The organism is Myxococcus faecalis (assembly GCF_050039385.1).
Classification (GTDB): domain Bacteria; phylum Myxococcota; class Myxococcia; order Myxococcales; family Myxococcaceae; genus Myxococcus; species Myxococcus fulvus.
In genome coordinates, this window is the sequence record NZ_CP144336.1 from 6,896,238 (window position 1) to 6,917,365 (window position 21,128).

General features: G+C 70.4%; 16 protein-coding genes. 5 read left to right on the plus strand and 11 right to left on the minus strand.

The genetic code is table 11. The features are described from left to right. Positions 1–18: 18 nt before the first annotated feature. The 3 genes from bshA to bshC are packed head-to-tail and all read right to left on the minus strand — an operon-like array spanning position 19 to position 3,607. The gene (bshA, locus tag VZQ01_RS27690) at positions 19–1,182 is read right to left on the minus strand and encodes an N-acetyl-alpha-D-glucosaminyl L-malate synthase BshA (protein WP_141326300.1); all 1,164 of its coding nucleotides are present in this window, start codon (positions 1,180–1,182) and stop codon (positions 19–21) included. After that, positions 1,179–1,985: a bacillithiol biosynthesis deacetylase BshB1 gene (gene bshB1, locus VZQ01_RS27695; RefSeq protein WP_223781555.1), complete on the minus strand. Its 807-nt coding sequence runs from the start codon at positions 1,983–1,985 to the stop codon at positions 1,179–1,181. The genes bshA and bshB1 overlap by 4 nt, the downstream gene beginning before the upstream one ends. Next, on the minus strand, positions 1,982–3,607 hold the full coding sequence (bshC, locus tag VZQ01_RS27700; RefSeq protein WP_426745143.1) for a bacillithiol biosynthesis cysteine-adding enzyme BshC: 1,626 nt from the start codon (positions 3,605–3,607) through the stop codon (positions 1,982–1,984). The genes bshB1 and bshC overlap by 4 nt, the downstream gene beginning before the upstream one ends. Before the next feature lie 145 nt (positions 3,608–3,752). Between bshC and VZQ01_RS27705 the strand changes: the two genes are divergently transcribed. Genes VZQ01_RS27705 through VZQ01_RS27715 form a run of 3 tightly spaced genes read left to right on the plus strand, consistent with a single transcriptional unit; the run spans position 3,753 to position 8,106 of the window. After that, entirely contained in the window at positions 3,753–6,239 is a 2,487-nt protein-coding gene (locus VZQ01_RS27705; protein ID WP_426745144.1) for a PIG-L family deacetylase, read from the plus strand. Positions 6,240–6,247: 8 nt separating this feature from the next. After that, entirely contained in the window at positions 6,248–6,406 is a 159-nt protein-coding gene (locus VZQ01_RS27710) for a hypothetical protein (protein WP_223748556.1), read from the plus strand. Beyond that, the gene (locus tag VZQ01_RS27715; RefSeq protein ID WP_426745145.1) at positions 6,403–8,106 is read left to right on the plus strand and encodes a sodium:solute symporter family protein; all 1,704 of its coding nucleotides are present in this window, start codon (positions 6,403–6,405) and stop codon (positions 8,104–8,106) included. The genes VZQ01_RS27710 and VZQ01_RS27715 overlap by 4 nt, the downstream gene beginning before the upstream one ends. Positions 8,107–8,118: 12 nt before the next feature. On the opposite strand, the gene VZQ01_RS27720 is transcribed toward VZQ01_RS27715, so the two are convergent. From VZQ01_RS27720 to VZQ01_RS27735, 4 genes are all read right to left on the minus strand, one after another. After that, on the minus strand, positions 8,119–8,382 hold the full coding sequence (locus VZQ01_RS27720) for a hypothetical protein (protein ID WP_426745146.1): 264 nt from the start codon (positions 8,380–8,382) through the stop codon (positions 8,119–8,121). A gap of 156 nt (positions 8,383–8,538) precedes the next feature. Next, on the minus strand, positions 8,539–9,549 hold the full coding sequence (locus VZQ01_RS27725) for a methyltransferase (RefSeq protein ID WP_426745147.1): 1,011 nt from the start codon (positions 9,547–9,549) through the stop codon (positions 8,539–8,541). 91 nt (positions 9,550–9,640) lie between these two features. Beyond that, positions 9,641–10,342, minus strand: a complete 702-nt coding sequence (locus VZQ01_RS27730; RefSeq protein WP_426745148.1) for a hypothetical protein — start codon at positions 10,340–10,342, stop codon at positions 9,641–9,643. Positions 10,343–10,351: 9 nt separating this feature from the next. After that, positions 10,352–10,768 (minus strand): hypothetical protein, encoded by a 417-nt coding sequence (locus VZQ01_RS27735; RefSeq protein WP_426745149.1) that lies wholly within the window; start codon positions 10,766–10,768, stop codon positions 10,352–10,354. Between the two features lie 296 nt (positions 10,769–11,064). Here VZQ01_RS27735 and VZQ01_RS27740 point away from each other — a divergent pair, with 296 nt between their 5' ends. Beyond that, positions 11,065–11,559, plus strand: coding sequence for a GNAT family N-acetyltransferase (locus VZQ01_RS27740; protein ID WP_223748321.1), 495 nt, complete (start codon positions 11,065–11,067; stop codon positions 11,557–11,559). Between the two features lie 48 nt (positions 11,560–11,607). After that, positions 11,608–13,134 carry a hypothetical protein gene (locus VZQ01_RS27745; protein WP_426745150.1) on the plus strand — a complete coding sequence of 509 codons (1,527 nt, stop codon included), beginning with the start codon at positions 11,608–11,610 and terminating at the stop codon, positions 13,132–13,134. Positions 13,135–13,142: 8 nt separating this feature from the next. On the opposite strand, the gene VZQ01_RS27750 is transcribed toward VZQ01_RS27745, so the two are convergent. The 4 genes from VZQ01_RS27750 to VZQ01_RS27765 all read right to left on the minus strand — a co-directional run bounded on the left by VZQ01_RS27750 (position 13,143) and on the right by VZQ01_RS27765 (position 21,048). Beyond that, a complete protein-coding gene (locus VZQ01_RS27750) occupies positions 13,143–15,272 on the minus strand; it encodes a catalase (protein ID WP_426745151.1) in 2,130 nt (709 codons plus the stop codon). A 241-nt stretch (positions 15,273–15,513) separates the two neighbouring features. After that, the gene (locus tag VZQ01_RS27755) at positions 15,514–16,158 is read right to left on the minus strand and encodes an SRPBCC family protein (protein ID WP_426745152.1); all 645 of its coding nucleotides are present in this window, start codon (positions 16,156–16,158) and stop codon (positions 15,514–15,516) included. 202 nt (positions 16,159–16,360) lie between these two features. Continuing rightward, the gene (locus VZQ01_RS27760; protein ID WP_426745153.1) at positions 16,361–19,747 is read right to left on the minus strand and encodes a DUF4082 domain-containing protein; all 3,387 of its coding nucleotides are present in this window, start codon (positions 19,745–19,747) and stop codon (positions 16,361–16,363) included. Between the two features lie 320 nt (positions 19,748–20,067). Further along, positions 20,068–21,048, minus strand: a complete 981-nt coding sequence (locus tag VZQ01_RS27765; RefSeq protein WP_426745154.1) for a lytic transglycosylase domain-containing protein — start codon at positions 21,046–21,048, stop codon at positions 20,068–20,070. Positions 21,049–21,128: the final 80 nt, after the last annotated feature.

The window sequence follows — 21,128 nt, forward strand, 5'->3', positions numbered from 1 at the left end:
TCCCGGTGGAGCCCTCCTTCAGCGTCGGGGGGCTCCGCCCGCGAGTCGCCGGTAGAGCGACTCGTACCGGTCGATGGCCGGCGCCTGCCTGAAGCGCTCGACGACGTCGGCGCGCGCCCGGAGGGAGAAGGCCCGCCACCTCGCCGTGTCACGCAAGAGGCCCAGCACGTGGCCCGCCATGGCGCGCACGTCCCCCAGCGGCGCCAGCAGGCCCGTCTCGCCGTGGCGCACCACCTCCGGGATGCCGCCCACGTCGCTGGCCACCACGGGCACCCCGCAGCTGAGCGCCTCCAGCGCCGCGAGCCCGAAGCTCTCCTGCTCACTGGGCAGCAGGAACACGTCGGACGCGGCGAGCACCCGCACGAAGCGCTCCTGCTTGCCGGGGAAGGCCACGCGGTGGGCGAGCCCCAGCTCGCGCAGCATCCGCTCCGCGGGCTCGCGCTCCGGCCCGTCGCCCACCATCACCAGCCGGCACGGCCGCTCTCGGTGCACCTGGGCGAAGACGGCCACCACGTCGGTGATGCGCTTGACGGGGCGGAAGTTGGAGACGTGCACGAGCACGGGCTCGTCGTCGCCCAGGTCCGGGAAGAGGGCCTTGAGCTGTGCGCGCTCGCGCGCGGGGGCGTACGCCTCCGTGTCCACGAAGTTGGCGATGACCTCGATGGGGAAGCTGTCGGGGATGCCGAAGCCGCTCCACGTCGCGTCGCGCAGGAAGGCGGACGGCGTCGTCACCGCGTCGCTCTTCAGGATGGAGAAGCGCGTCATCGGCAGGTAGCTGGGGTGCACGCCGACGAGCGTCGTGTCCGTGCCGTGCAGCGTGGTGACGACGCGCGGCGCCTGGTCACCCAACACCTCGCGCGCCATCCACGCCGCCGTGGCGTGGGGCACCGCGTAGTGCACGTGCAGCACATCCAGGTGCGCCTGGGTGGCGACTTCAATCATCTTGGACGCCAGCGCAATCGGGTACGTACCGGAGCGCTGGAGCGCGGGGTAGTCGCTCTCCTTCACCTCGTGGAACGACACGCCCCTGGGCAGGGCGGCCAGCCGCACCGGCGGCTCGCGCGCGATGAAGTGGACCTGGTGGCCCCGCTCGGCCATGGCCAGGCCGATGCCGGTGGCGACCATGCCGCTGCCACCGAATGTCGAGAAGCAGGTGATGGCGATGCGGAGGGGAGGGCTCATCGGCGGTGAGGGAAGAACAGGGGCTTCTCGAAGCTATTCCGGCGGAAGTGCTCCACCGGGTCGACGAGCCCCAGCGTCTCCCGCACCACGTACGGCTCGCCGTGGGCCACGCCGACCTGGGCGCCGTAGAAGCGGTCCCTCGCCTCCAGGGAGGAGAGCGACAGCGCGGAGCCCACCAACGTCGCGGGCGCGCCCGGGCGGGGTTCCACCTGACTCGCGTAGCAGCGCACGGCCGCCGTCTTGGTCTCGTAGACGGAGGACACGTCCACCACGAAGCTCGGCTCGGCCAGGTGGCGCAGCGGATAGTAGAGGACCTGTCGGGGCGTGAAGGCCGCGCCGGGGGGCTCGGTCTCGAACTTGCGCACGCCGGAGAAGAACAGCGCGCGCGTCACCAGGGCGCTCGCGGCCTCGTGGTCCGGGTGGCGCTCCTCCTCCCACGGCACGATGACCAGCTCCGGGCGCAGCCTGCGCAGCACCTCCACCACACGCGCGACGGCGGACGCGCGCACGCGCTCGGCCTCGGGCGCCTCGAAGCCGGCCCACGGGCTGAGCCAGCCGTCGGGCAGCTCCAGGTTCTCGCGCACGGCCAGGCCCAGCACCCGCGAGGCGGCCTGGGTCTCCTCCGCGCGCGACTCGAGCGTGCCGCGCGAGCTCTTCTCCCCTCGCGACAGGTCGATGATGCCCGTGCGGTGGCCCTGGCTCGCGAGCCGCGCCATCAGCCCGCCGCAGAACAGCTCCACGTCGTCCGGGTGGGGACCGAAGGCCAGCGCCTCCAGCCCGTACGTCGCGCCGCTCGCGCTCATGGTGTCAGGTCCTGGAGGTCGCCGGAGAAGGGGATGCAGGCGTCGAGCACCTGGCGGGTGAAGGCCCGCGTGCCGAAGCGGCACGCGTGGTAGGCCATGCCGTGGATGCGCTCCTGCGGCGCGCCCTCCGGCAGCAGCATGGCGCGCAGCCGGTCCACGCGCTCGGTGGTGACCTCGTCGCGCAGCGCGAGCGCCCGGCCGTAGCGGGCCGACAAGCGTGACACCGCCGCGCGCACGGTGCCGCGCGTGCGCTTGAGCGCGTCCAACAGCCGCGGGTCCAGCTTCAGCATCGACTCGCCCAGCGTGTCCAGCTCGGCGGAGAACGCGCCGAACAGCCGCGCCTCCACGGCGCCCGCGGGCTCGAAGGGCTCGGCCGCGTCGCGCGTGGCCAGCTTCGTCAGGAGCGCTTCACGCGGCTGGCTCGCCTCGTCCGCGGTGAGGCCCAGCTTGTGGAGCAGCCTGCGCGCGCGGTCATCAAGCACCCGGAAGCGCGCGCGCGGCACCACGAGCGGCATGGGCAGGCCCGCGTGCGCGTAGAGCGGCGCCAGCTGCGCGAAGTAGGAGACCTCGCCCGGGCCGCCGACGTACGCGGCGGTGGGCAGCCACGTGTCCTGGAGCAGCGGGCGCAGGAGCGCGGAGGTGGTGAAGCGCAAAGGCTCCTGCTCCAGCGCGCGCAGCAGATCCTCTGTGGTGACGGTGGCGCCGCGCGGGTGGCCCACGAGGCTCCACGTCTGGGGCCCCGCGGGGTCCAGCCGGTAGCGCGCGCCGTCGACCTCGTCCGGGGAGAAGAAGCCCAGCGGCGAGCCAGGGCGGATGTAGACCTGCTCGGAGAAGCCCGCGCGGGTCAGCTCCTCCACGCGCTGGGTGAGCGCGGTGGAGAGGGTGGCCGCGTGCTCGAGCGAGCGCCGGTGGATGGGCGCGGCCAGCGGCGCGAGGCGCGCGTCCCTCGGGTCGAGGAACACCAACCCCTCTTCGGCGAAGAGGGTGGAGAGCACCTCGGTGAAGGCCTCCGCGAGCGTCGCTTCGGGGCGGTAGGCCCACTCGAGCAGGGAGAGGTGCTCCTCGGCCTGGGGCTCCGCGCCCAGCTCCGCGCGCAGCGCCTCCAGGGCCTTGAGGACCCCGGGGCCCAGCTTCTGGTGGGCGATGGGCGCGCGAGAGAGGGCCGCGTCGGGGAGGTCGAGCGACACGCGACAGCGCGCGCCCCTCGGGCTCGCGACGAAACAGTGGTCGACCTCCGGCAGGTCATGGTCCTCGGTCTGGAGCCAGAAGACGGGAACACAGGGGCGGCCGGTTTCTTCCCGGAGTTTTCGCGCGGCGACGATGGCGGCGGCGGCCTTGTAGAGCGTGAAGAGCGGGCCGAGGAACAGCCCCATCTGTTGTCCCGTCACCACGACGATGGTGCCGGGCTGGGCGAGCTCCTCCAGATGTCGGGTCCTGGCGGGGCTCGGCGCCAGCCGGGCGTTCTGGGCTCGCAGCACCTCGAGCAGCGCGGGCGGGACGGAGCGGGTGGAGGCAGCGGCCGCGGCCTCCGCGCGAGCGGCGCGGTGGCGGAAGCGGTCGGGCAGGAAGGCGAGCGCGCGTGGGTCTCCCTGGAGCCACGCGGTGGGAAACGAGGGCGTCACGGTGCGCGGTGATAACAGGTCGCCTCTCCTCCGGCACGCAGAAGGACCGTGGCGCACACTCGACGTGCCAGCGTGGCTGGCCGCGTCATCGCGGATGAAGGCCGCGCGCGCGTGAGGCGGGTCCTTGTTGTAGGGTCCGCGGCGGATGCGAACCCTGCTCACCTTCGGCATGACGCTGGCCATGAGCCTTGGAATCGGGACCACGGCCTTCGCGCAGACACCTCGACAACCGCACGCGGGAGAAATCGCGGCGGGCCTGCGGCGCCTCGGCGTGACGGGCAGCGTGCTCTACGTCGCGGCCCACCCGGACGACGAGAACACGCGCTTTCTCGCCTGGCTCGTCGGAGAGCGCGGCCTGCGCGCGGGCTATCTCTCGCTCACGCGCGGCGATGGCGGACAGAACCTCATCGGCACCGAGCAGGACGAGCTGCTCGGGCTCATCCGCACCTATGAGCTGCTCGCCGCGCGCCGCGTGGACGGCGCCGAGCAGTACTTCACGCGCGCGCGGGACTTCGGCTACACGAAGTCCGCCGACGAGGCGCTGCGCATCTGGGGCCATGACGCGGTGCTGGCGGACGTGGTGCTCGCCATCCGCCGCTTCCAGCCGGACGTCATCGTCACGCGCTTCAACACGAAGCCGCCCAACCACGGACACCACACCGCGTCCGCGCTGCTTGCCGCCGAGGCCTTCGCGGCCGCCGCGGACCCGTCGCGCTTCCCGGAGCAGCTGTCGCTCGTGAAGCCGTGGAAGGCGGACCGGCTGCTGCACAACGTCTCCACGTGGAGCCTGAAGCCGGACGCGGACATGTCCGCCTATCTCAAGGTGGACGTGGGCGGGTACGACGCGCTGCTCGGGCGCTCGTGGGGAGAGATTTCGGCGGAGAGCCGAAGCCAGCACAAGAGCCAGGGCTTCGGGGTCCCCGCCGAGCGCGGTCCGCTGCTCGAGTACTTCCAGCCGCTGGACGGCACGCGCCCCAAGGCCGACGTCTTCGAGGGGCTGGAGCTGTCCTGGCGCCGCTGGAAGGGCACGGAGAGCGTGGCCCGCGCGGTGGAGGAAGCGCAGAGGGGCTTCGACGCGCGCGCGCCGTATCGCTCGGTGCCCGCGCTGCTGAAGGTGCATGAGGCGCTGTCCGCGCTGCCGGACGAACACCCGTGGAAGGCCGTGAAGCTGCGCGAGACGGAGGCGCTGGTGGCCGCGTGCGCGGGACTGTTCCTGGAGGCGCGGGCCGCCGAGGCCACGGGCACGCCGGGCACGTCGGTGGCGGTGACGCTGCACGCGCTGAACCGCTCGCCCGCGGCGCTGAAGCTGGTGAGCGTGACGCTGCCGGGTGGGGAGCGCGTGGCGGTGGACTCGGTGCTCGCGGAGCACGCGCCGCTCAAGCTGGAGAAGAAGCTGGCCCTGCCACAGGACGCGGCCGTCACCACGCCGTACTGGCTGCGCAAGCCCGCCTCTGGCGGCCTGTTCGCGCTGGACGACTCGGACCGCGCGCTGACGGGGCTGCCCGAGGCGGGGCCGGCGTTGTCGGTGTCGTTCGTGTACGAGGCCGCGGGGCGTCGCCTCACGGTGACGCGGCCGGTGGTGCACGTGTGGACGGACCCGGTGCGCGGGGAGCTGTACCGCGCGTTCGAGGTCGTCCCCGCCGTCACCGCGACGCTGGAGCGGGACCGGGTGATGTTCCCCAACGGCGCGGCGCAGTCGGTGGCCGTGGTCCTGGGCGCGGGGCGTGGGGACGTGAGCGGCAAGGCGCGGCTGGAGCTGCCGAAGGGCTGGCGCTCGGAGCCCGCGGAGCATGCGTTCCAGTTCGCCACGCGCGGTGATGCGCGCACCGTGCACTTCAAGGTGACGCCGCCCAAGGGCGCGACGGAGAAGGGGCGCCTGCGCGTCGTCGTCGACGTGGGCGGGCGCGCCGAGTCGTGGCGGGTGCGGACCGTGTCGTACGAGCACCTGCCTCCCCTGGCGGTGCGGCAGGACTCGGAGGCCACGCTGGTTCCCTTCTCGCTGGCGACGAAGGTGAAGCGGCTGGGCTACATCCCCGGCCCCGGGGACAAGGTGGCCGAGAGCCTGGCGGCGGTGGGCTACGAGGTGACGGTGCTGCCCGAGGAGCGGCTGGCCGCGGAGACGCTGGAGCGCTTCGACGCCATCCTCGTCGGCGTGCGGGCCTTCAACGCGAACCCGCGCCTCGCGGTGCACCGCGAGCGACTGCTCGACTACGTGAAGCAGGGTGGGCGCCTGGTGGTGCAGTACAACACCAACAGCCGCGTGGGACCGCTGTCGGCGTTCGTCGGGCCGTACCCGCTGGAGATTGGCCGCGAGCGTGTGACGGACGAGACGGCGGTGATGACGCCGGTGTCGGCGGACGAGCCGCTCTTGCGCGCGCCCAACCGGCTGACGTCCGCGGACTTCGACGGCTGGGTGCAGGAGCGCGGGCTGTACTTCGCGTCGAAGTGGGACGACAAGTACCGCCCGGTGTTCGCGATGAACGACGCGGGCGAGGAGCCGCTGAAGGGCTCGTTGCTCGTCGCGCGTCATGGCAAGGGCGTGTTCGTCTACACGGGCCTGGCCTTCTTCCGTCAGCTTCCCGCCGGGGTCCCCGGCGCCTACCGCCTCCTGGCGAACGTCCTCGCGCAATGAGCCCTCCCGTGAATCCCTCCTCGTCTCCCGCGCCCGTCGAGAAGCGGCCGGAGCTGGATGACGCGCCGCCGCTGCTCGGCTCGTGGCGCAACATCTACCTGCTGGTGGTCGGCTCCTTCGTCCTCTTCGTCGTCCTGTCGGCGGCGCTCACCTGGGTGTACTCGTGACCTTGCTCGACTGGGGGGTGTTGGTCGGGACGATTGTGTTCATCGTCTCGTGGGGGTTGTGGAAGTCGCGGGGCTCGAAGAGCACGGAGGAGTACCTGCGGGGGACTCGTGAGCTGAAGTGGCCCACCATCGGCCTGGCGGTGATGGCCACGCAGGCCAGCGCCATCACGTTCCTCTCCGTTCCGGGACAGGCCTACGAAGACGGCATGCGCTTCGTGCAGTTCTACTTCGGGCTGCCGTTCGCGATGATTCTCATCAGCGCGGTGTTCGTCCCCATCTACTACCGGCTGAACGTCATCACGGCGTACCAGTACCTGGAGTCGCGCTTCGACCTGAAGACGCGCCTGTTCGGCGCCTTCCTGTTCCTGGTGCAGCGGGGGCTGGCGGCGGGCATCACCATCTACGCGCCGTCCATCATCCTCTCCACGATTCTGGGCTGGGCGCTGGAGCCCACGGTGGTGGCGATGGGGGCGCTGGTCATCCTCTACACGGTGACGGGCGGCTCCACCGCCGTCAGCCAGACGCAGAAGCAGCAGATGGTGGTGATGATGGGCGGCATGGTGGTGGCCGCGCTGGTCATCCTCTGGCGGCTGCCCTCGCACGTGTCGTTCGGTGACGCGGTGGACGTGGCGGGCGCGTTCGGTCGGATGAACGTGGTGAGCTTCGATTTCAACGTGCAGGACCGTTACAACTTCTGGTCCGGACTCACGGGCGGCTTCTTCCTGGCGCTGTCGTACTTCGGCACGGACCAGTCTCAGGTGGGCCGCTATCTCACGGGGCGCTCCATCACGGAGAGCCGGCTGGGGTTGTTGTTCAACGGCGTGCTGAAGATTCCGATGCAGTTCCTGATTCTCTTCGTCGGAATCCTGGTCTTCGTCTTCTACCAGTTCAGCACGCCCCCCCTGCTGTTCAACGAGACGCTGGGCGAGCGGATGCGAGGCTCCGGGCAGGCGGCGGAGTACGCGGCGCTGGAGACGAAGTGGGAAGAGGTGCAGTCGAGCAAGCGCGCGCAGGTGGAGCGGTACCTGTCGGCGGAGGACGAGGCTTCGCGCACGGGTGTGCGTGAGGCGCTGCGTGCCGCGGCGGGAGAGGCGAGCCAGGTCCGCAAGGACGCCAAGGCGCTGGTGACGCGGGCGCTGCCGGGGGCGGAGACGAAGGACTCTGACTACATCTTCATCAGCTTCGTGAAGCGGTGGCTGCCCAGCGGGCTGTTCGGTCTGCTCATCGCGGTCATCCTGTCCGCGGCGATGAGCTCCATCGCGAGTGAGCTCACCGCGCTGGGGGCGACGACGACGGTGGACTTCTACCGGCGGGTGTTCCGTCCGGAGGCGTCGGACCGGCACGTGCTCATCGCGTCGAAGTTGTTCACGGTGTTCTGGGGATTGGTGGCGGTGGGGTTCGCGACCTTCGCGTCGCTGCTCGACAACCTCATCCAGGCGGTGAACATCCTGGGCTCGATTTTCTATGGGACGGTGCTGGGCATCTTCCTGGTCGCGTTCTTCCTCAAGTTCGTGCGAGGGCATGCGGTGTTCGCCGCGGCGGTCATCTCGCAGGCGACAGTGATTGGGCTCTTCATGCTCAGTGACATCGGCTACCTCTGGTACAACGTCATCGGCTGCGCGCTCGTCGTGGCGCTGAGTCTGGTGGCGCAGTCGGTGCTGCCGCGTGGACCGGAGGCCGCTCCGGCTCCGGGGGCCTGAGCAGGGCGCGGGCTACGGCGCGTCGCCGAGCGAGGCCCGGGTTGCCTCGATTTCCGCGAGGGACATACCTCCATCGCGGAGCCAGCGGCCTCCGCCCGGGCCCTTGCATCTGCTGGCGCAGAAGGCGTCCTTGTCGTCGAGCGGGAGTCGCAGGCCATCCGAGAAGGTTCCGTCGTGACAGGCGCACACGGTGCCGATGTCCGCGAAGCCGACGTAGGCCACTCCGAAGACCGCGCTGCTCAGGATGGCGATGAGAAGCCAAGGCCGTTGGCTCATGGGTGGACCTGTGTGGACCGGGGCATGGCGTGAGCCTATCCGGATGGATGCATTCGAGCGCAACGGGCTTTCAATAGAAGACATCCCCTGGAACTGGACGGCCTCGCGTTCCGCGAGCTGCGCACTCGCTGAGCCGTCGCGGTCCGCGGAGTCGGCTCAAGCCGCCACGGCCTCCGTGATGCTCATCGCCGTCGGCGTGGGCAGGATGCGCGAGAGCTTCAAGTCCGCCTGGGCGAAGAGCTCGCGGAAGTCCTCTTCCGTCCGCTCGCGCCCCGGAAGCGAGGCCAGCATCATCACGTCCAGCACCTTGCCCCCGTGCGGCCCATTGCCCGGAGGAATGACGGTGTCCACCACGAGCACGCGGCCTCCCTCCGCCATCGCCGACCGGCAGTGGCGCAGCAGCGTGACGCACGTCTCGTCGCTCCAGTCGTGGAGGATGCGCTTGAGCACGTACGCATCCGCCCCCGCGGGCACGGACTGGAAGAAGTCCCCCTCCACCAGCTCGCACCGCTCCGTGAGTCCCGCCCGCGCGACCCGCGACCCCGAGAGCACGTGCGCATGGTCGAAGAGCACGCCTCGCGCCTGGGGCGCCGCCTGGAGCACCTCGATGAGGAATCCGCCGTGCCCACCACCCACGTCGACCACGCGCCGCAGCGGCGTGAAGTCGTAGCTGCCCGCGATGGCCTTGTTCTCCATGTCGGAGAGGCTGGACATGCCCTGGTGGAAGATGTCGCCCTGGACCGGGTCGCTCGTCAGGTAGTCGAAGAAGGGCTTGCCGAAGATGCGGTCGAACGGCGTCTGCCCCGTGCGCACCGTCTGCGTCAGCTCGCCGGTGGGGGCCCAGAAGATTCTCTGCGTCAGCATGCGCACCGCGCTGTGCAGGGAGCCGGGCGCATCCGTGCGCAGGTACTCCGCGGCGGGCGTCAGTGAGAAGCGTCCTGCTTCATCCTCGGCGAAGACCTCCACGCTCGCGAGCAGCCGGAGGACCCGATAGAGCGACTGCGCATGCACGCCCAGCTCCTCCGCGAGCGATGCCGCGCTCCGAGGCCCCTGGACCAGGCGGTCCGCGACGCCCAGTTCCGCCGCCGTGGACAGCGCGCCGGAGAGGATGAAGCCAAAACCCAGGTCGACGATGCGCTGCGCGGGATGCACGGTAGGTGGAGTCATGACGACATCTTCACGCAGTCCTCCGACAGGACGCCGATGGCCTGACACACCCGCAGTCCCAGGTGGATTGGCGTGCCGCGTCAGCGCGACGTCAGAGCAACGACTCGATTTCGGTCGTCAACGCCTCCACGGAGGGCACGTCGTCCTCCTCGAGCGGCGCGCTGACGTGGAGGGTGCCGCCTTCGAGCCCCAGGCGCCTGGCCCCTCCCTCGATGATGACGCGCTGGATGCCTGCCTTCACTGTCTCGCGACCGAGCTCGGTATTCGCTGTCGCCTTGAGCGCCCCCGCCACGGCATTGGCGAGCAGGACCAGCCCCCGGAGCGGCTCACCGTCCGCGGTCTTGTCGATGGCGGGCTCCCAGCTCAGCTCGCCGCCCAACAGGGCCACCAGCTCCTTGCGCTGGGCCTCCATCAATCGGCGCGCTCCAAGGCGCGTGGGTGCGGGCTCGGCGAGCGGGGACAGGCCCTCGGGCGCCAGCGTCCCGACAAAGCCCGCGGCGTCATGCACGGTGAGCGCCTCGATGGACCCCAGCGCGACGTACGTCGCATCCGTGCCCGCGTCATTCCGCGACGGTGCGCCGCCGCGAACGAGGACGAACACCTCCTGGCGCAGCTGCGCGAGCGCCAGGATGGTGCCGCTCAGCTCCCGCCCGCTGCGCAGATGCAGGGTGACGCGGGGCAGCCGGACCTGCTCCCCGCGCAGCTCGCGCTTCTGGAGCGCCGCGAGGTCATCCAGCACCTCCGCGAGCGGCCGCGCCGACAGCGCACGCAGCTTTCGTTCGTCCTCGGTCATGGGCGGGGCCTAGAGAATCGCCTCGATGGCGCCGCGCAGGTCGTCCTCTCCGTAGAGCTTGTCCGAGTAGCCGTAGAAGCTCTCGCGCACGAAGAGGGTGTTGTCCTTGATCTCCACGCTCTTGTCGCCCGGGTTCTCCGCGCTCTTGGCGACGTTCTGGAAGACGATCTTGCTGAACTTCGCCTTCGCGGCCTCCTTCCCGAGGTCATCCGCGCAGATGCTCTTCATCACGTTGACGACGAGGCCCGGGCCGTACGACTCGTAATAGTAGTCGTAGCAATCGAGGATGGTCTTGTCCTCGGGGAAGCTGGCGGTGTCGATCTCGAATGGCATCTCGAAGCCGATGGCGGCATTGAGCTCCGACTGGAAGCGCGGGGAATGAGAATCCCGGATGGCCACGATGCGACGACGCTCTGCGAGACCCATGGTGTGTTCCTGTCTCTGAAGGGTGTGGGACGAAAGCACGCAGTGTCCCCACCCCGGTCTCCCACGTCAACCGGATGGGGCCTCCCAGGGACGCCAATGGCATGACATCCCGGGCGTCCCGGGCGGTTTGTCCTCCTGCCGCCGGCTGGACAATCTGTGTCGCAACACCTCGCACCCAACTGTGCAGGTCAGCCATGGCGCGAGTGTGAAACATGGTCGCGCGCACGCGAATGCGTTAGGTCTGCGCTCCCACCGCCGTCGCACGCGCTGCCCGCGCGCAGGGAGGCACGTTTCCCATGTTGGACTCCGCCGTACCGTCCTCTTCCGCTGTCTTCGAAGTGAAGGGCGAGGATGGCCATGTCATCTCCGACGACTTCTCCCGCCTCGACCTGGACCTGGTGCACGGCTTCCTGACGAAGACGTACTGGAGCCCGGAGATTCCCCGGGAGACGGTGGAGCGGGCCTGGCGTCACTCGCTGGCCTTCGGTCTGTACGCGGCGGATGGCGCGCAGGTGGGCGGCTGCCGCGTGGTGACGGACCGGGCGACCTTTGCCTACCTGGCCGACGTGTTCGTCCTGGAGTCACAGCGTGGCAAGGGCTTGAGCAAGTGGCTGATGCGGGTCGTCTTCTCCCACCCGGACCTCCAGGGGCTGCGCCGTTTCATGCTGGCGACGAGAGATGCACATGGGCTGTACGCGCAATACGGTTTCACGGCGCTGACGGCACCGGAGCGAATCATGGAGCGCGTGGACCCGGACGTGTATCGACGAAAGAAGCAGGACGCGCGCTGACGCAAGCGGCCCCGGCCGGGCTATCTTCGCCCGGACGAGGAGCGGCCCATGGCGAATGGACAGAGGCGGGGCGCGGGGCCCGGCCGGAACGAGGAGCCCCGCATCGCGCCCGAGGACGAGGACGCGACGCGCGACATCCCGATGTCCTACGCCCCGGAGGAGACCCGCGTGGCGCCTCCGGATCCGCCCGCTTCCGAGACTCGAATCGGTCCCCAGGACCTGGTCGACGAGCAGGAGGACATCGTCACCGAGGCGCGCAAGGGGCAGAGCGTACCGCCGCCGCGAGGTGTCGCCGGTCGAGGCCCCGAGGCCCGTGGCGCGGCCCGGGGCCAGGAGGTCATCGTCACCGAGGCCCGCTCCCATCGGAGCCCCTCCACGGGCGATGCACGCGCGGGCCGGGGCCAGGAGGCCATCGTCACCGAGGCCCGGCCCAGCCGACCTCCCGCGCGAGGAGGCGCGGAGAGTGACCTGCCACCGAAGGGACGCACCGCTGGCCGCGCCCCACCGGAGGACCCCAGGGGCCGCGCTGGTGCACGCGGCGCCCAGGAGCGCATCCAGGAGTTGGACCTGGATGAGGACGAGGACACCAACGCGTCCGCCGCTCACGCCGGAGGTGACGACGAGGAGTTCCAGCTCTTCACCAGCGGCGGTGTCGAGGACGAGCACCTGCCCTTCGCCACGGAGCTTCGAGGCGGAGGCTCGGCCCCGGCTGCGGGGATGCGAGAGGGCGCGGCCCCGGCGGCGCGAGGTGGCTCGGCTCCCGCGGGGATGCGAGGAGGCTCGGCGGGGGAGGGGCGAGGTGGCTCGGCGCCAGCGACGGAGGTGCGCGGAGGCTCGGCACCCGCGACGGAGGTGCGCGGAGGTCCAGCCTCCGAAACAGAGGTCCCCGGTGGCCCTCCCCGCGTGGAGCGGGTGAAGGTCCCCGCGAGCAACTGGCTGTCACGCGGGAACGAGAAGCCGCAGGCCTCCGGCGGGCTCGCGGCGGGCGTCGTACGTCTCAGTCCCCTGGAGCCCGCGGCGGGCAAGGTGGCCGCGGCGGCCGAGGAGGGCCCCGCGCTGCGGACGATGTTCGCCAACCACTCCGCGCTGCTCGCGGAGCAGCTGCGCGAGGCCCTGTCCAAGAAGATGTACGGGCGCGGACCGCACCGCGTGCTGCGCATCGACGAGCCCGAGGGCCCCAGCACCGCGGGCGGCAAGCTGGCCCGGCAGAACATCTCCCTGGTGCCGCGCAAGGGCTCCGGCCCGTCCCTGGTCTGCGGCTGGGTGGACGTCTCCAAGCGCGAGGCCCAGCTGCGCAACCACGACGCCGTGGCGAAGCGCTACGAGTCCCACCACGGCGAGCCGCTGGAGCTGGTGGCCGAGGAGTACGAGCGCTTCCTCAACGACGTCGAGGAGGTGCTCGCCAAGGCCGTCATCAAGGTCCGCCTCATCGTCCCCGAGGAGCAGGCCGGAGCCCGGATGGTGGCTCCGGCCGTCCAGGCCCGCGCGAAGGGCGGCGTCCCCATGGTGCTGGTGCTCGTGCTCATGGGGCTCGCCTTCGCGCTCGGCCTGTTCGTCGGGAAGACGCCGGGCTGAAGCCCGCGTCAGGCCGGCGGCGGCGCCTCGCGCGCCCAGTGGCGGTGCGCGGCGATGGCCTTGGCGAACATCTGCCCGAAGCCCCGCGTCTCGTTCTTCGCGCTGCGGATGACGCCCAGCGCGTCATCCAGCCCCTTCGCCATCGGCGTGGAGAACCCCGCGGCGTCCAGCATGGAGGTGGCCGCGCCCGACAGCGCCAGCGCCTTGCAGTGCACGTACGCCTCGCGCACGAAGTCCACCGCGAGCGGCACCTTCTTCAGCGTGGCCACGCTGCGCTCGCCGCCGGGCACGTAGACGGCGTCGTACAGCACGGAGGACGCCGTCAGGTACGTCTTCACCGGCTTCTCCTCGCCGCCGTCCGCGCTGGCGACGGGGCCGAGCGTGGGGCCCACCACCTCCACGATGGCGCCCAGCCCCTCGAGCGTCTTGCGCACCTGCGACAGCTCCCGTCCGGCGAACCCGTCCGCGACGAGCACCGCCACCTTGCGCGTCATGATGGAGTCATGCGGCGTGTTCAGCTGGCTCAACGCCGGTGACGCCGTCAGCTTGGAGACGGGCTTGCTCTCCGGCTGCTTGCCGAGCTTGGGCGGCGCGACGCCCACCGCGTTCGCCACGCGCACGGCCATGTCCCGGTCGATGTTCACCAGGACCTTGTTCACCACGCGCTCGCGAATCTCCTCGCGCTCCACCTTGCCAAGCTCGAACTCGAGCGCGGCCACCAGGTGCTCGCGCTCGGGCTGGGACAGGCTGTTGTAGAAGAGCGTGGCCTGGCTGAAGTGGTCCGCGAAGCTGCCGCTGCGCGCGCGAATCTTGTGCCCCTCCACGCGCTCCTGGCGGTGGACGAAGGCGGACTTGGGGTTGGCCAGCATGGGGCAGCCGCCGCCCAGCGAGTTGGGGTGGTAGTTCGCGCGGCTGGTATTGATGCTCTGGCGCCCGAAGCCGTCCTGCTGGTGGTTGTTCACCGGGCAGACGGGCTTGTTGATGGGCAGCTCCGCGAAGTTGGGTCCACCCAGGCGCGTCAGCTGCGTGTCCAGGTACGAGAAGAGGCGCGCCTGCAGCAGCGGGTCATTGGTGAAGTCGATGCCCGGCACGACGTTGGACACGCAGAAGGCCACCTGCTCCGTCTCGGCGAAGAAGTTGTCCGGGTTGCGGTCCAGCACCAGCTTGCCGACCTTCTGCACCGGCACCAGCTCCTCGGGCAGCAGCTTCGTCGCGTCCAGCAGGTCGAAGCCGTACTTCAGCTCGTCGCCCTCGGGGATGAGCTGCAGGCCCAGCTCGTACTCGGGGAAGTTCCCGGACTCGATGGTGTCCCACAAGTCCCGGCGGTGGAAGTCCGGGTCCTTGCCGGACACCTTCTGCGCCTCGTCCCAGACGAGCGAGTGCGTGCCCAGCACCGGCTTCCAATGGAACTTCACAAGCGTCGCCTTCCCCTTGGCGTTGACCAGCCGGTAGGTGTGGACGCCGAAGCCCTCCATGTGCCGGAAGGAGCGGGGGATGGCCCGGTCCGACATCAGCCACATCACCATGTGCGCCGTCTCCGGGACGAGCGACACGAAGTCCCACAGCGAGTCGTGCGCCGAGGACGCCTGGGGAATCTCGTTGTGCGGCTCGGGCTTCACCGCGTGGACGAAGTCGGGGAACTTGATGCCGTCCTGGATGAAGAAGACGGGCATGTTGTTGCCGACCAGGTCGTAGTTCCCCTCGGGCGTGTAGAACTTGGTGGCGAAGCCGCGCACGTCGCGCACGGTGTCCGCCGAGCCGCGCGAGCCGCCCACGGTGGAGAAGCGCACGAAGACGGGCGTCTTGAGGCTGGGGTCCGTGAGGAAGCGCGCCTGGGTGTAGCGCTCCAGGGACTCATAGACCTGGAAGTAGCCATGCGCGCCGGCGCCCCGGGCGTGCACGGCGCGCTCGGGGATGCGCTCGTGGTCGAAGCGCATCATCTTCTCGCGGAAGTGGAAGTCCTCCAGGAGCGTGGGGCCGCGCAGGCCCGCCTTCAGCGAGTTGTCCGTCTCCGAGATGGGGATGCCCTGGTCCGTCGTCAGCACCGTGTCCTCCTGGTGCATGCGGTAGGGCTCCAACTGCTCGTTCTTGCTGGGAGGCGGCGGTTTCGGCTTCGACGGAGTCTTTCGCGGCGGCATGAGAACTCCCGGACGGCGAGGAACGCGCCGGCACCTGGCGCGCTCGCGGTCTACGCCTCGCGCCGCATGAGAGGGGAACGGCGCGTGCCCCGTGGCACGCGAGCGTTCACCACCCGCCATGTCTGCCTTCAGGAGGGCCGAGAGGTCGACACTCCGGACGCCAGACGCGACGACGCCCCCGCGATGGGGGCACGGAGGCGTCGGGAGTCAGCGTGGCCGAGGCGCGCTCGGCCCTCGCCGTTCACGGTGTGGGCTGGGCGACGACCGGCGCGGCGGCAGCGGCCTCGGCGGCGGCCTTCTCCTCGGCGGCCTTCACGGCGGCCACGCGCGCGGTCTCGGCCTCGGCGCGCTTCTTCACCTCCGCCTCCACGACGCCCTTCAGGTTGGCGAGCCCCTTCTCGAAGTCCTTCCCCACCATCGCATCCATGTCCATGAGCAGGCCGAAGGCCTTGCCCATGAAGTCGTTGGTGCCGCTCATGGCCCAGGTGACCTCGGTGCCGCCGGCCACCGGCTTGAAGTGGAAGTCCGTGAGGTTCGTGGCCGCCCAGGGCTTGATGAACTCCAGCTTGACGCGCACGTGCTCGGGGGCGCGGCTCTGCTCGATGGTCATCCGGCCCTCGCCCACCTGCTCGTTGCCGGTCCACGCGTAGCCCGCGCCGACGCCGCTCTGGGGGCCGGAGTAGGTGGTCTTCATGTTCGGGTCCAGCGCCGCCCAGGGCGACCACGCGTTCCACTGGTGGAAGTCGTTCACCTGCGCGAAGGCCACGTCCGAGGGGCCGGGCAGCGTCGCGGTGCGCTGGATGGTGAACTCGGCGGGGCGGGAGGCGATGACGCCCACCAGGATGAGGATGGTGGCGGCGAGGCCGACGAGCAGCTTCTGGAGCATGGGGTGTGCGGTCCTTGTGTCCGGGCGGCCGCCAGCAGGGCGCCGACCCGGGGGCGCGTCATAGAGGCTCCCCGCCGGCCGGCACAAGGCACCCCGTGTCGAACGCAGGGCTTCTCTGGGGTGGAAACGAAGCGGGGCCCGACCCGGACGCGCCGTGTCGAGCCCCGCATGCCCTGGGCGCCTTGGAGGGCGCGAAGGGGTGTCAGTTGTAGGTGGCCGTGTATGTGCCAGCGGGAGCGGCGTCGATGAACGCGAAGCTCACACCCTTGATGGTGCGAATCACCGTCGTCACTGGCGAGCCGGCGCGGGTGACGGACGTCAGGTTGCGGCCGTTGGCGGCGCGCGTGGGCACCATCAGCGACAGGTTGCGCGCCGGGTTGATGACGTTGAACGTCAGCTGCGTCCCGGTGAAGGCCAGCGACGACACCTGCGTCGCCTCGCGCGCGTCGACCCAGTCGAGCAACTGGCGCGCGGTGATGACGGGCACGCCGTCACGCTTGGCGGCGGCGATGATGGTCGCCGAGCCGGAGGTCCCCGCCGACGAGTGCGAGTCCACGTGCATGTTGGCGTTGATGGCGGCGTAGTAGCCCTTGGTGCCGAGCGCGTTGGCCAGCAGCGTGTCGATGTGCGTCGAAAGCGTCTGCCCGGACTCATCCGTCAGCTGCGTGGCGAGCTGGTAGACGTCCAGCGGCGTGCCGTCCAGGTCCGCGAAGCGCATGGGCAGACCGGTGCCGGTGAAGAGGCCCGGCCGGTCGAGCACCCACTCGTGGGGCCAGTAGTAGTAGTTCGTGTCCAGGCGGATGCCGTGCAGGCGCGACACCTTGGGCTGGGTGGACCAGTCGCTGAACGCGATGCAGTGCGTGCGATTGGTGGTGGGCGAAGGCACGAGCGGATAGGCCTGCGCGAAGCCGTCGAGCTGCGGGGTGAAGAAGGCCGGGTCCAGCGTGTTGGCCGTGTAGTCCGCGCAGCCGGTGTTCACATGCAGGGCGTACTCGAAGCCCTGGGCCACGTAGCTGTTGGCCTGGGTGGCCGTCAGCCCGCCGACGTAGTCGTAGATGGTGCCGCGGATGCACTCCCAATCCGCCACGCTGCAGCCCGGGGCGCTGTCGGTCAGGTACTGGTTCCACCGTGTGGTGGTGAGGCCGCTGGGGTGTCCGTCGCCCGTCATCACCACCACGGCCTTGTGCGAGCGAGGGAAGTACCACAGGCGCGGCAGCGGCACGGAGCTCGTCTGATGCAGCACGTTGGCCAGCAGGCGCTGCTGCTCGTCCGCCTGGGGAATCTGGACCTTGTCCATGTTCACCCAGTCCGGCTGCGGGTCGAACGCCGCGTTGCCGTAGAACATGTCGTTGGCGCGAGCGCCCGGGCCGATGGTGGAGCCGTCCCGGTTCTGTCCCTGCCACGCCGGGTTGCCCTGGCGGGTGAGGACCACCGACTTCGCCAGGTCGTACATGAAGGCGGTGGCGGTGCCGCTGCCCACGGTGCGCTGGCTGATGGCGGTGTACGTCGTCGGGGTGGCGGCGTCCGAGTAGAGCGTGGCCACGGTGCGCGTGCCGGCGGTGACGGTGCGGCGGTCCGCGGGGCCGTGGTACTGCATCGTCTCCGCGGTGATGCCCGTGCCCGGCGCCTGGGTGGTGTTCACCAGGAGGTAGCCATTGCTCAGCGTGCCCTGCGAGGCATTGAGCCCGAGCAGCGACTGGAGGTTGGCGGCGGGGCGCAGCGCGATGAGGCTGCCGCCCGCGTTCACCCAGTTCGTGATGAGCGTCACCTGGGCGGCGCCCAGCGTCTGCTCGCCGAGGATGAGGACCTTGTAGTCATTGAGCGACACGCTGACGCCCAGGTTGCCCGCGTCGGTGGTGGCGAAGGACGCGATGCCCTCGGCCTCCAGGATTTCGCGCAGGTAGTCCGTGAAGGGATTGCCCGGCGCGGTGGCCACGAGCACGGGGCCGGCGCCCTGGACGCCCGGACGGGGCGGCGGGCCGTAGGACTCGAAGATGACGTCCACCCAGTAGTTGGTGTTCTGGTGGCTGCCGCTGGGGAAGGTGGACGCGGAGGCGTAGGTGTAGACGCCGTTGCCGCCGGAGGTGGTGGCGCCGGGCAGGGCGTGCAGGGGAGGCGCGTCCACACCGTTAGCCAGGCCGTTGTTGTTGAACGAGTAGCCGCCGAGCGGCGCGAAGTACGACGCCACATACGTGGTGCCGGCGGTGATGGCCACGGGCGCGCTGAAGGTCACCTCCTGCCAGCCGACGGCCGTCTCGTTGGTGAAGGTGGCGGTGGCCAGGTTCAGGCCGGTGGCGCTCCACAGGTTGCCCACGTGGGTGCCGTTGTTGCCGGCGCCCTTGTAGAAGCGCACGCCCTTGACCTGTCCATCCACGTCCGAGCGGAACTTCACGCCCAGCTCCACGGGCAGCGTTTCGGTGGAGGTGGCGTTGGCGGGCAGCGCGTTGGGCGGGAAGATGCGGTAGGCGTCGTCCTGCGGCTGCGTCGGGGGCGGCGCGCCGGTGGCCTGGAAGACCACGTCCACCCAATAGTTGGAGTTCTCGAAGCTGTTGACGGGGAAGGTGCCCGCGGCGCCGTAGGCGAAGATGCCGTTGCCGCCGCTGGTGGCGCCCGGCAGCGCGAACAGGGGCGGGGTGTCCTGTCCGGTGGCGAGGCCGCCCTGCTCGAAGGCATAGGCGCCCACGGGCGCGTGGTAGGACGCGATGTACGTCGTATCCGCGGCGATGGTGACCGGCGTGGAGAAGAGGACCTGCTGCCAGCCGGTGGCCGTCTCCCCCGTGAAGGTGGCGAACGCCAGGCGCTGGCCATTGGCGCTCCACAGGCTGCCCACGTGGGTGCCGGTGTTGCCCGCGCCCTTGTAGAAGCGCACACCCAGCACGTCGCCCGTGACGCTCGTCTTGAACTTCACGCCCAGCTCCACCGCGGCGGAGTCGTTGGTGACGGAGGCGACGGGGGGCGTGGGGTTGGAGGGCCAGAGGGTGACGGGCTCGGCCGGGCGGAAGACCACGTCCACCCAGTAGTTGGAGTTGCCGAAGGCGGTGGCGGGGAAGGAGCCGGCGGCGCCATAGGTGAACACGCCGTTGCCGCCGTTGGTGGGGCCGGCGAGCGCGTGCAGCGGCGGGGCGTCGTGGCCCGCGGCCAGGCCGCCGTTGTTGAACGCGTAGGCGCCGTTGGGCGCGTGGTACGAGGCCACGTACGTCGTGTTGGCGCTGATGCGCACCGGCGTGGAGAAGAGGACCTGCTGCCAGCCGGTGGCCGTCTCGCTGGTGAAGGTGGCGAAGGCCAGCCGCTGACCGGTGGCGCTCCACAGGCTGCCCACGTGGGTGCCGGTGTTGGTGGTGCCCTTGAAGAAGCGGATGCCCAGGATGTCTCCCTCGACATCCGAGCGGAACTTCACGCCCAGCTCCACGGCGGCGAAGTCATTGGTGACGGACGCGACGGCGGGGGTGGAGCCGGGCGTGAACAGGGTGAACGTCGGCTGGGCCCGGGCGGCGGCGGGCAGCATGAGCAGCACCGCGGCGAGCAGCGCCAGCGTGGGGACACGCGGCACGCTCGCGACCCGAGCGGGTCGTGACTTCGGGGGTGTCATTCGGACTTCTCCTTGGGGGGATGGCACGACAGGGCAAGGCAGGCACGGCGGCGCCATGTCTAACCCAGACATCGTGCTCATTTCCAATCGAAGTCTCTGACTGAACGTTCGCGATTCATTGACATCTCGCGCAACTTTTCGTCTGTATCGAGCGCGCGCTGAGATGGGAAACCACGTCGGACAATGGAGGTACGGGGTGCTCCAGGTGGGTGTCTCAGGGCATGTCGGACGGCTGCTGTAGAACGAGTCGCCGCGAGTCGTGTCTCGGGTTGGTGCCGAGCGACCCGTGTGTCTCGGGTCGCCCGGGGAGCCCATGGGAATCAGGCGGGCAGCGAGCCCTCGCCGGTGGAGAGGATGTTCATGAAGTCCTTCACCTTGCGCACGTAGGTGGCGTCACCGGTGCCGGCGGGGATTGCATCCGGGTTGCTCTTGTCCACGCCGTTGGGGCCGGAGTTGTAGGCGCGCAGCGCCAGGTCCCAGCCGCCGAACTGCTCCTTCATGTCCTTCATGTAGCAGGCGCCCGCGAGGATGTTGGTGGCGGGGTCGGAGAGGTCCTTGCCGGCCAGCTCCGGGTGCTTCGCCTGCAGCTCCTTGAAGGTGTTGGGGTTGACCTGCATCAGGCCGGTGTCCGTCAGCCCGTTGCCGCCGTTGGTGGTGACGGCGGCGAGGTCACCGCGCGACTCCTGCCAGATCTGCGCGGCGAGCATCTCCGCGGGCACGCCCGTCTTGGCGGCGGCGGACTCGATGGCGCTCCGGAACTTCTCCAGGCCCGGGGGCAGGTTGCCGCCGAGCTTGCCCGAGCCCTCGGTGGGCACGGAGGACTTGGAGGTGGTGCCGGGCGGCGTCAGCGGGGAGGCGCCGAAGTGGGAGGGCGGCGTGGAGGCGTCGCCGATGCTGGGGGGCGGAGGCGGGAGGAACGGGGCGCCCGTCGGCGTGGGGTTGAGGTCCAGCGGGGGACGGCCGCTCGACGTGGGCGCGGCGGAGAAGCCGCTGGTGTCGAACGGGGACGTGCCGGGCTTCGCGCCCTGGAGGCCCTGGAGCCCCTGCGCGCCGCCCTGGGCGGACAGCTGGGAGACGACCTGGACCAGCGTGTTCATCACCGAGAGGGTGCTCTCGAGCAGCTTGCCCAGGTGGGCCTTGTTGGAGGAGCCCAGGTCGAAGCCGTCCTGCTGGAGCCCGGGGCCGCCGGTGCCGCACCGCTGGGGCGTGGTGGGGCGGATGCACGAGCCCGTCTCCGCGCCGCGCAGCGCGGAGGTCTGGGGGGCGGACACGGCGGTCTTCTGCAGGGGCGCGATGCTCATGGCGGAGGCCTCGGGGGAAGGAGTGTGGCGACCCGGGAGGCCATAGCAGCGCGTGTGCCAGCGCCTCCGGGGAGGAGGGC

Bases quoted from the DNA above. Each gene is read 5' to 3' on its own strand.
- VZQ01_RS27740 (WP_223748321.1), top strand. From the start codon at position 11,065: ATGTTGGACTCCGCCGTACCGTCCTCTTCCGCTGTCTTCGAAGTGAAG.
- VZQ01_RS27745 (WP_426745150.1), top strand. From the start codon at position 11,608: ATGGCGAATGGACAGAGGCGGGGCGCGGGGCCCGGCCGGAACGAGGAG.
- VZQ01_RS27750 (WP_426745151.1), bottom strand. From the start codon at position 15,272: ATGCCGCCGCGAAAGACTCCGTCGAAGCCGAAACCGCCGCCTCCCAGC.
- bshB1 (WP_223781555.1), bottom strand. From the start codon at position 1,985: ATGAGCGCGAGCGGCGCGACGTACGGGCTGGAGGCGCTGGCCTTCGGT.
- VZQ01_RS27735 (WP_426745149.1), bottom strand. From the start codon at position 10,768: ATGGGTCTCGCAGAGCGTCGTCGCATCGTGGCCATCCGGGATTCTCAT.
- bshA (WP_141326300.1), bottom strand. From the start codon at position 1,182: ATGAGCCCTCCCCTCCGCATCGCCATCACCTGCTTCTCGACATTCGGT.
- VZQ01_RS27755 (WP_426745152.1), bottom strand. From the start codon at position 16,158: ATGCTCCAGAAGCTGCTCGTCGGCCTCGCCGCCACCATCCTCATCCTG.
- VZQ01_RS27725 (WP_426745147.1), bottom strand. From the start codon at position 9,549: ATGACTCCACCTACCGTGCATCCCGCGCAGCGCATCGTCGACCTGGGT.
- VZQ01_RS27720 (WP_426745146.1), bottom strand. From the start codon at position 8,382: ATGAGCCAACGGCCTTGGCTTCTCATCGCCATCCTGAGCAGCGCGGTC.
- VZQ01_RS27760 (WP_426745153.1), bottom strand. From the start codon at position 19,747: ATGACACCCCCGAAGTCACGACCCGCTCGGGTCGCGAGCGTGCCGCGT.
- VZQ01_RS27765 (WP_426745154.1), bottom strand. From the start codon at position 21,048: ATGAGCATCGCGCCCCTGCAGAAGACCGCCGTGTCCGCCCCCCAGACC.
- VZQ01_RS27730 (WP_426745148.1), bottom strand. From the start codon at position 10,342: ATGACCGAGGACGAACGAAAGCTGCGTGCGCTGTCGGCGCGGCCGCTC.
- VZQ01_RS27705 (WP_426745144.1), top strand. From the start codon at position 3,753: ATGCGAACCCTGCTCACCTTCGGCATGACGCTGGCCATGAGCCTTGGA.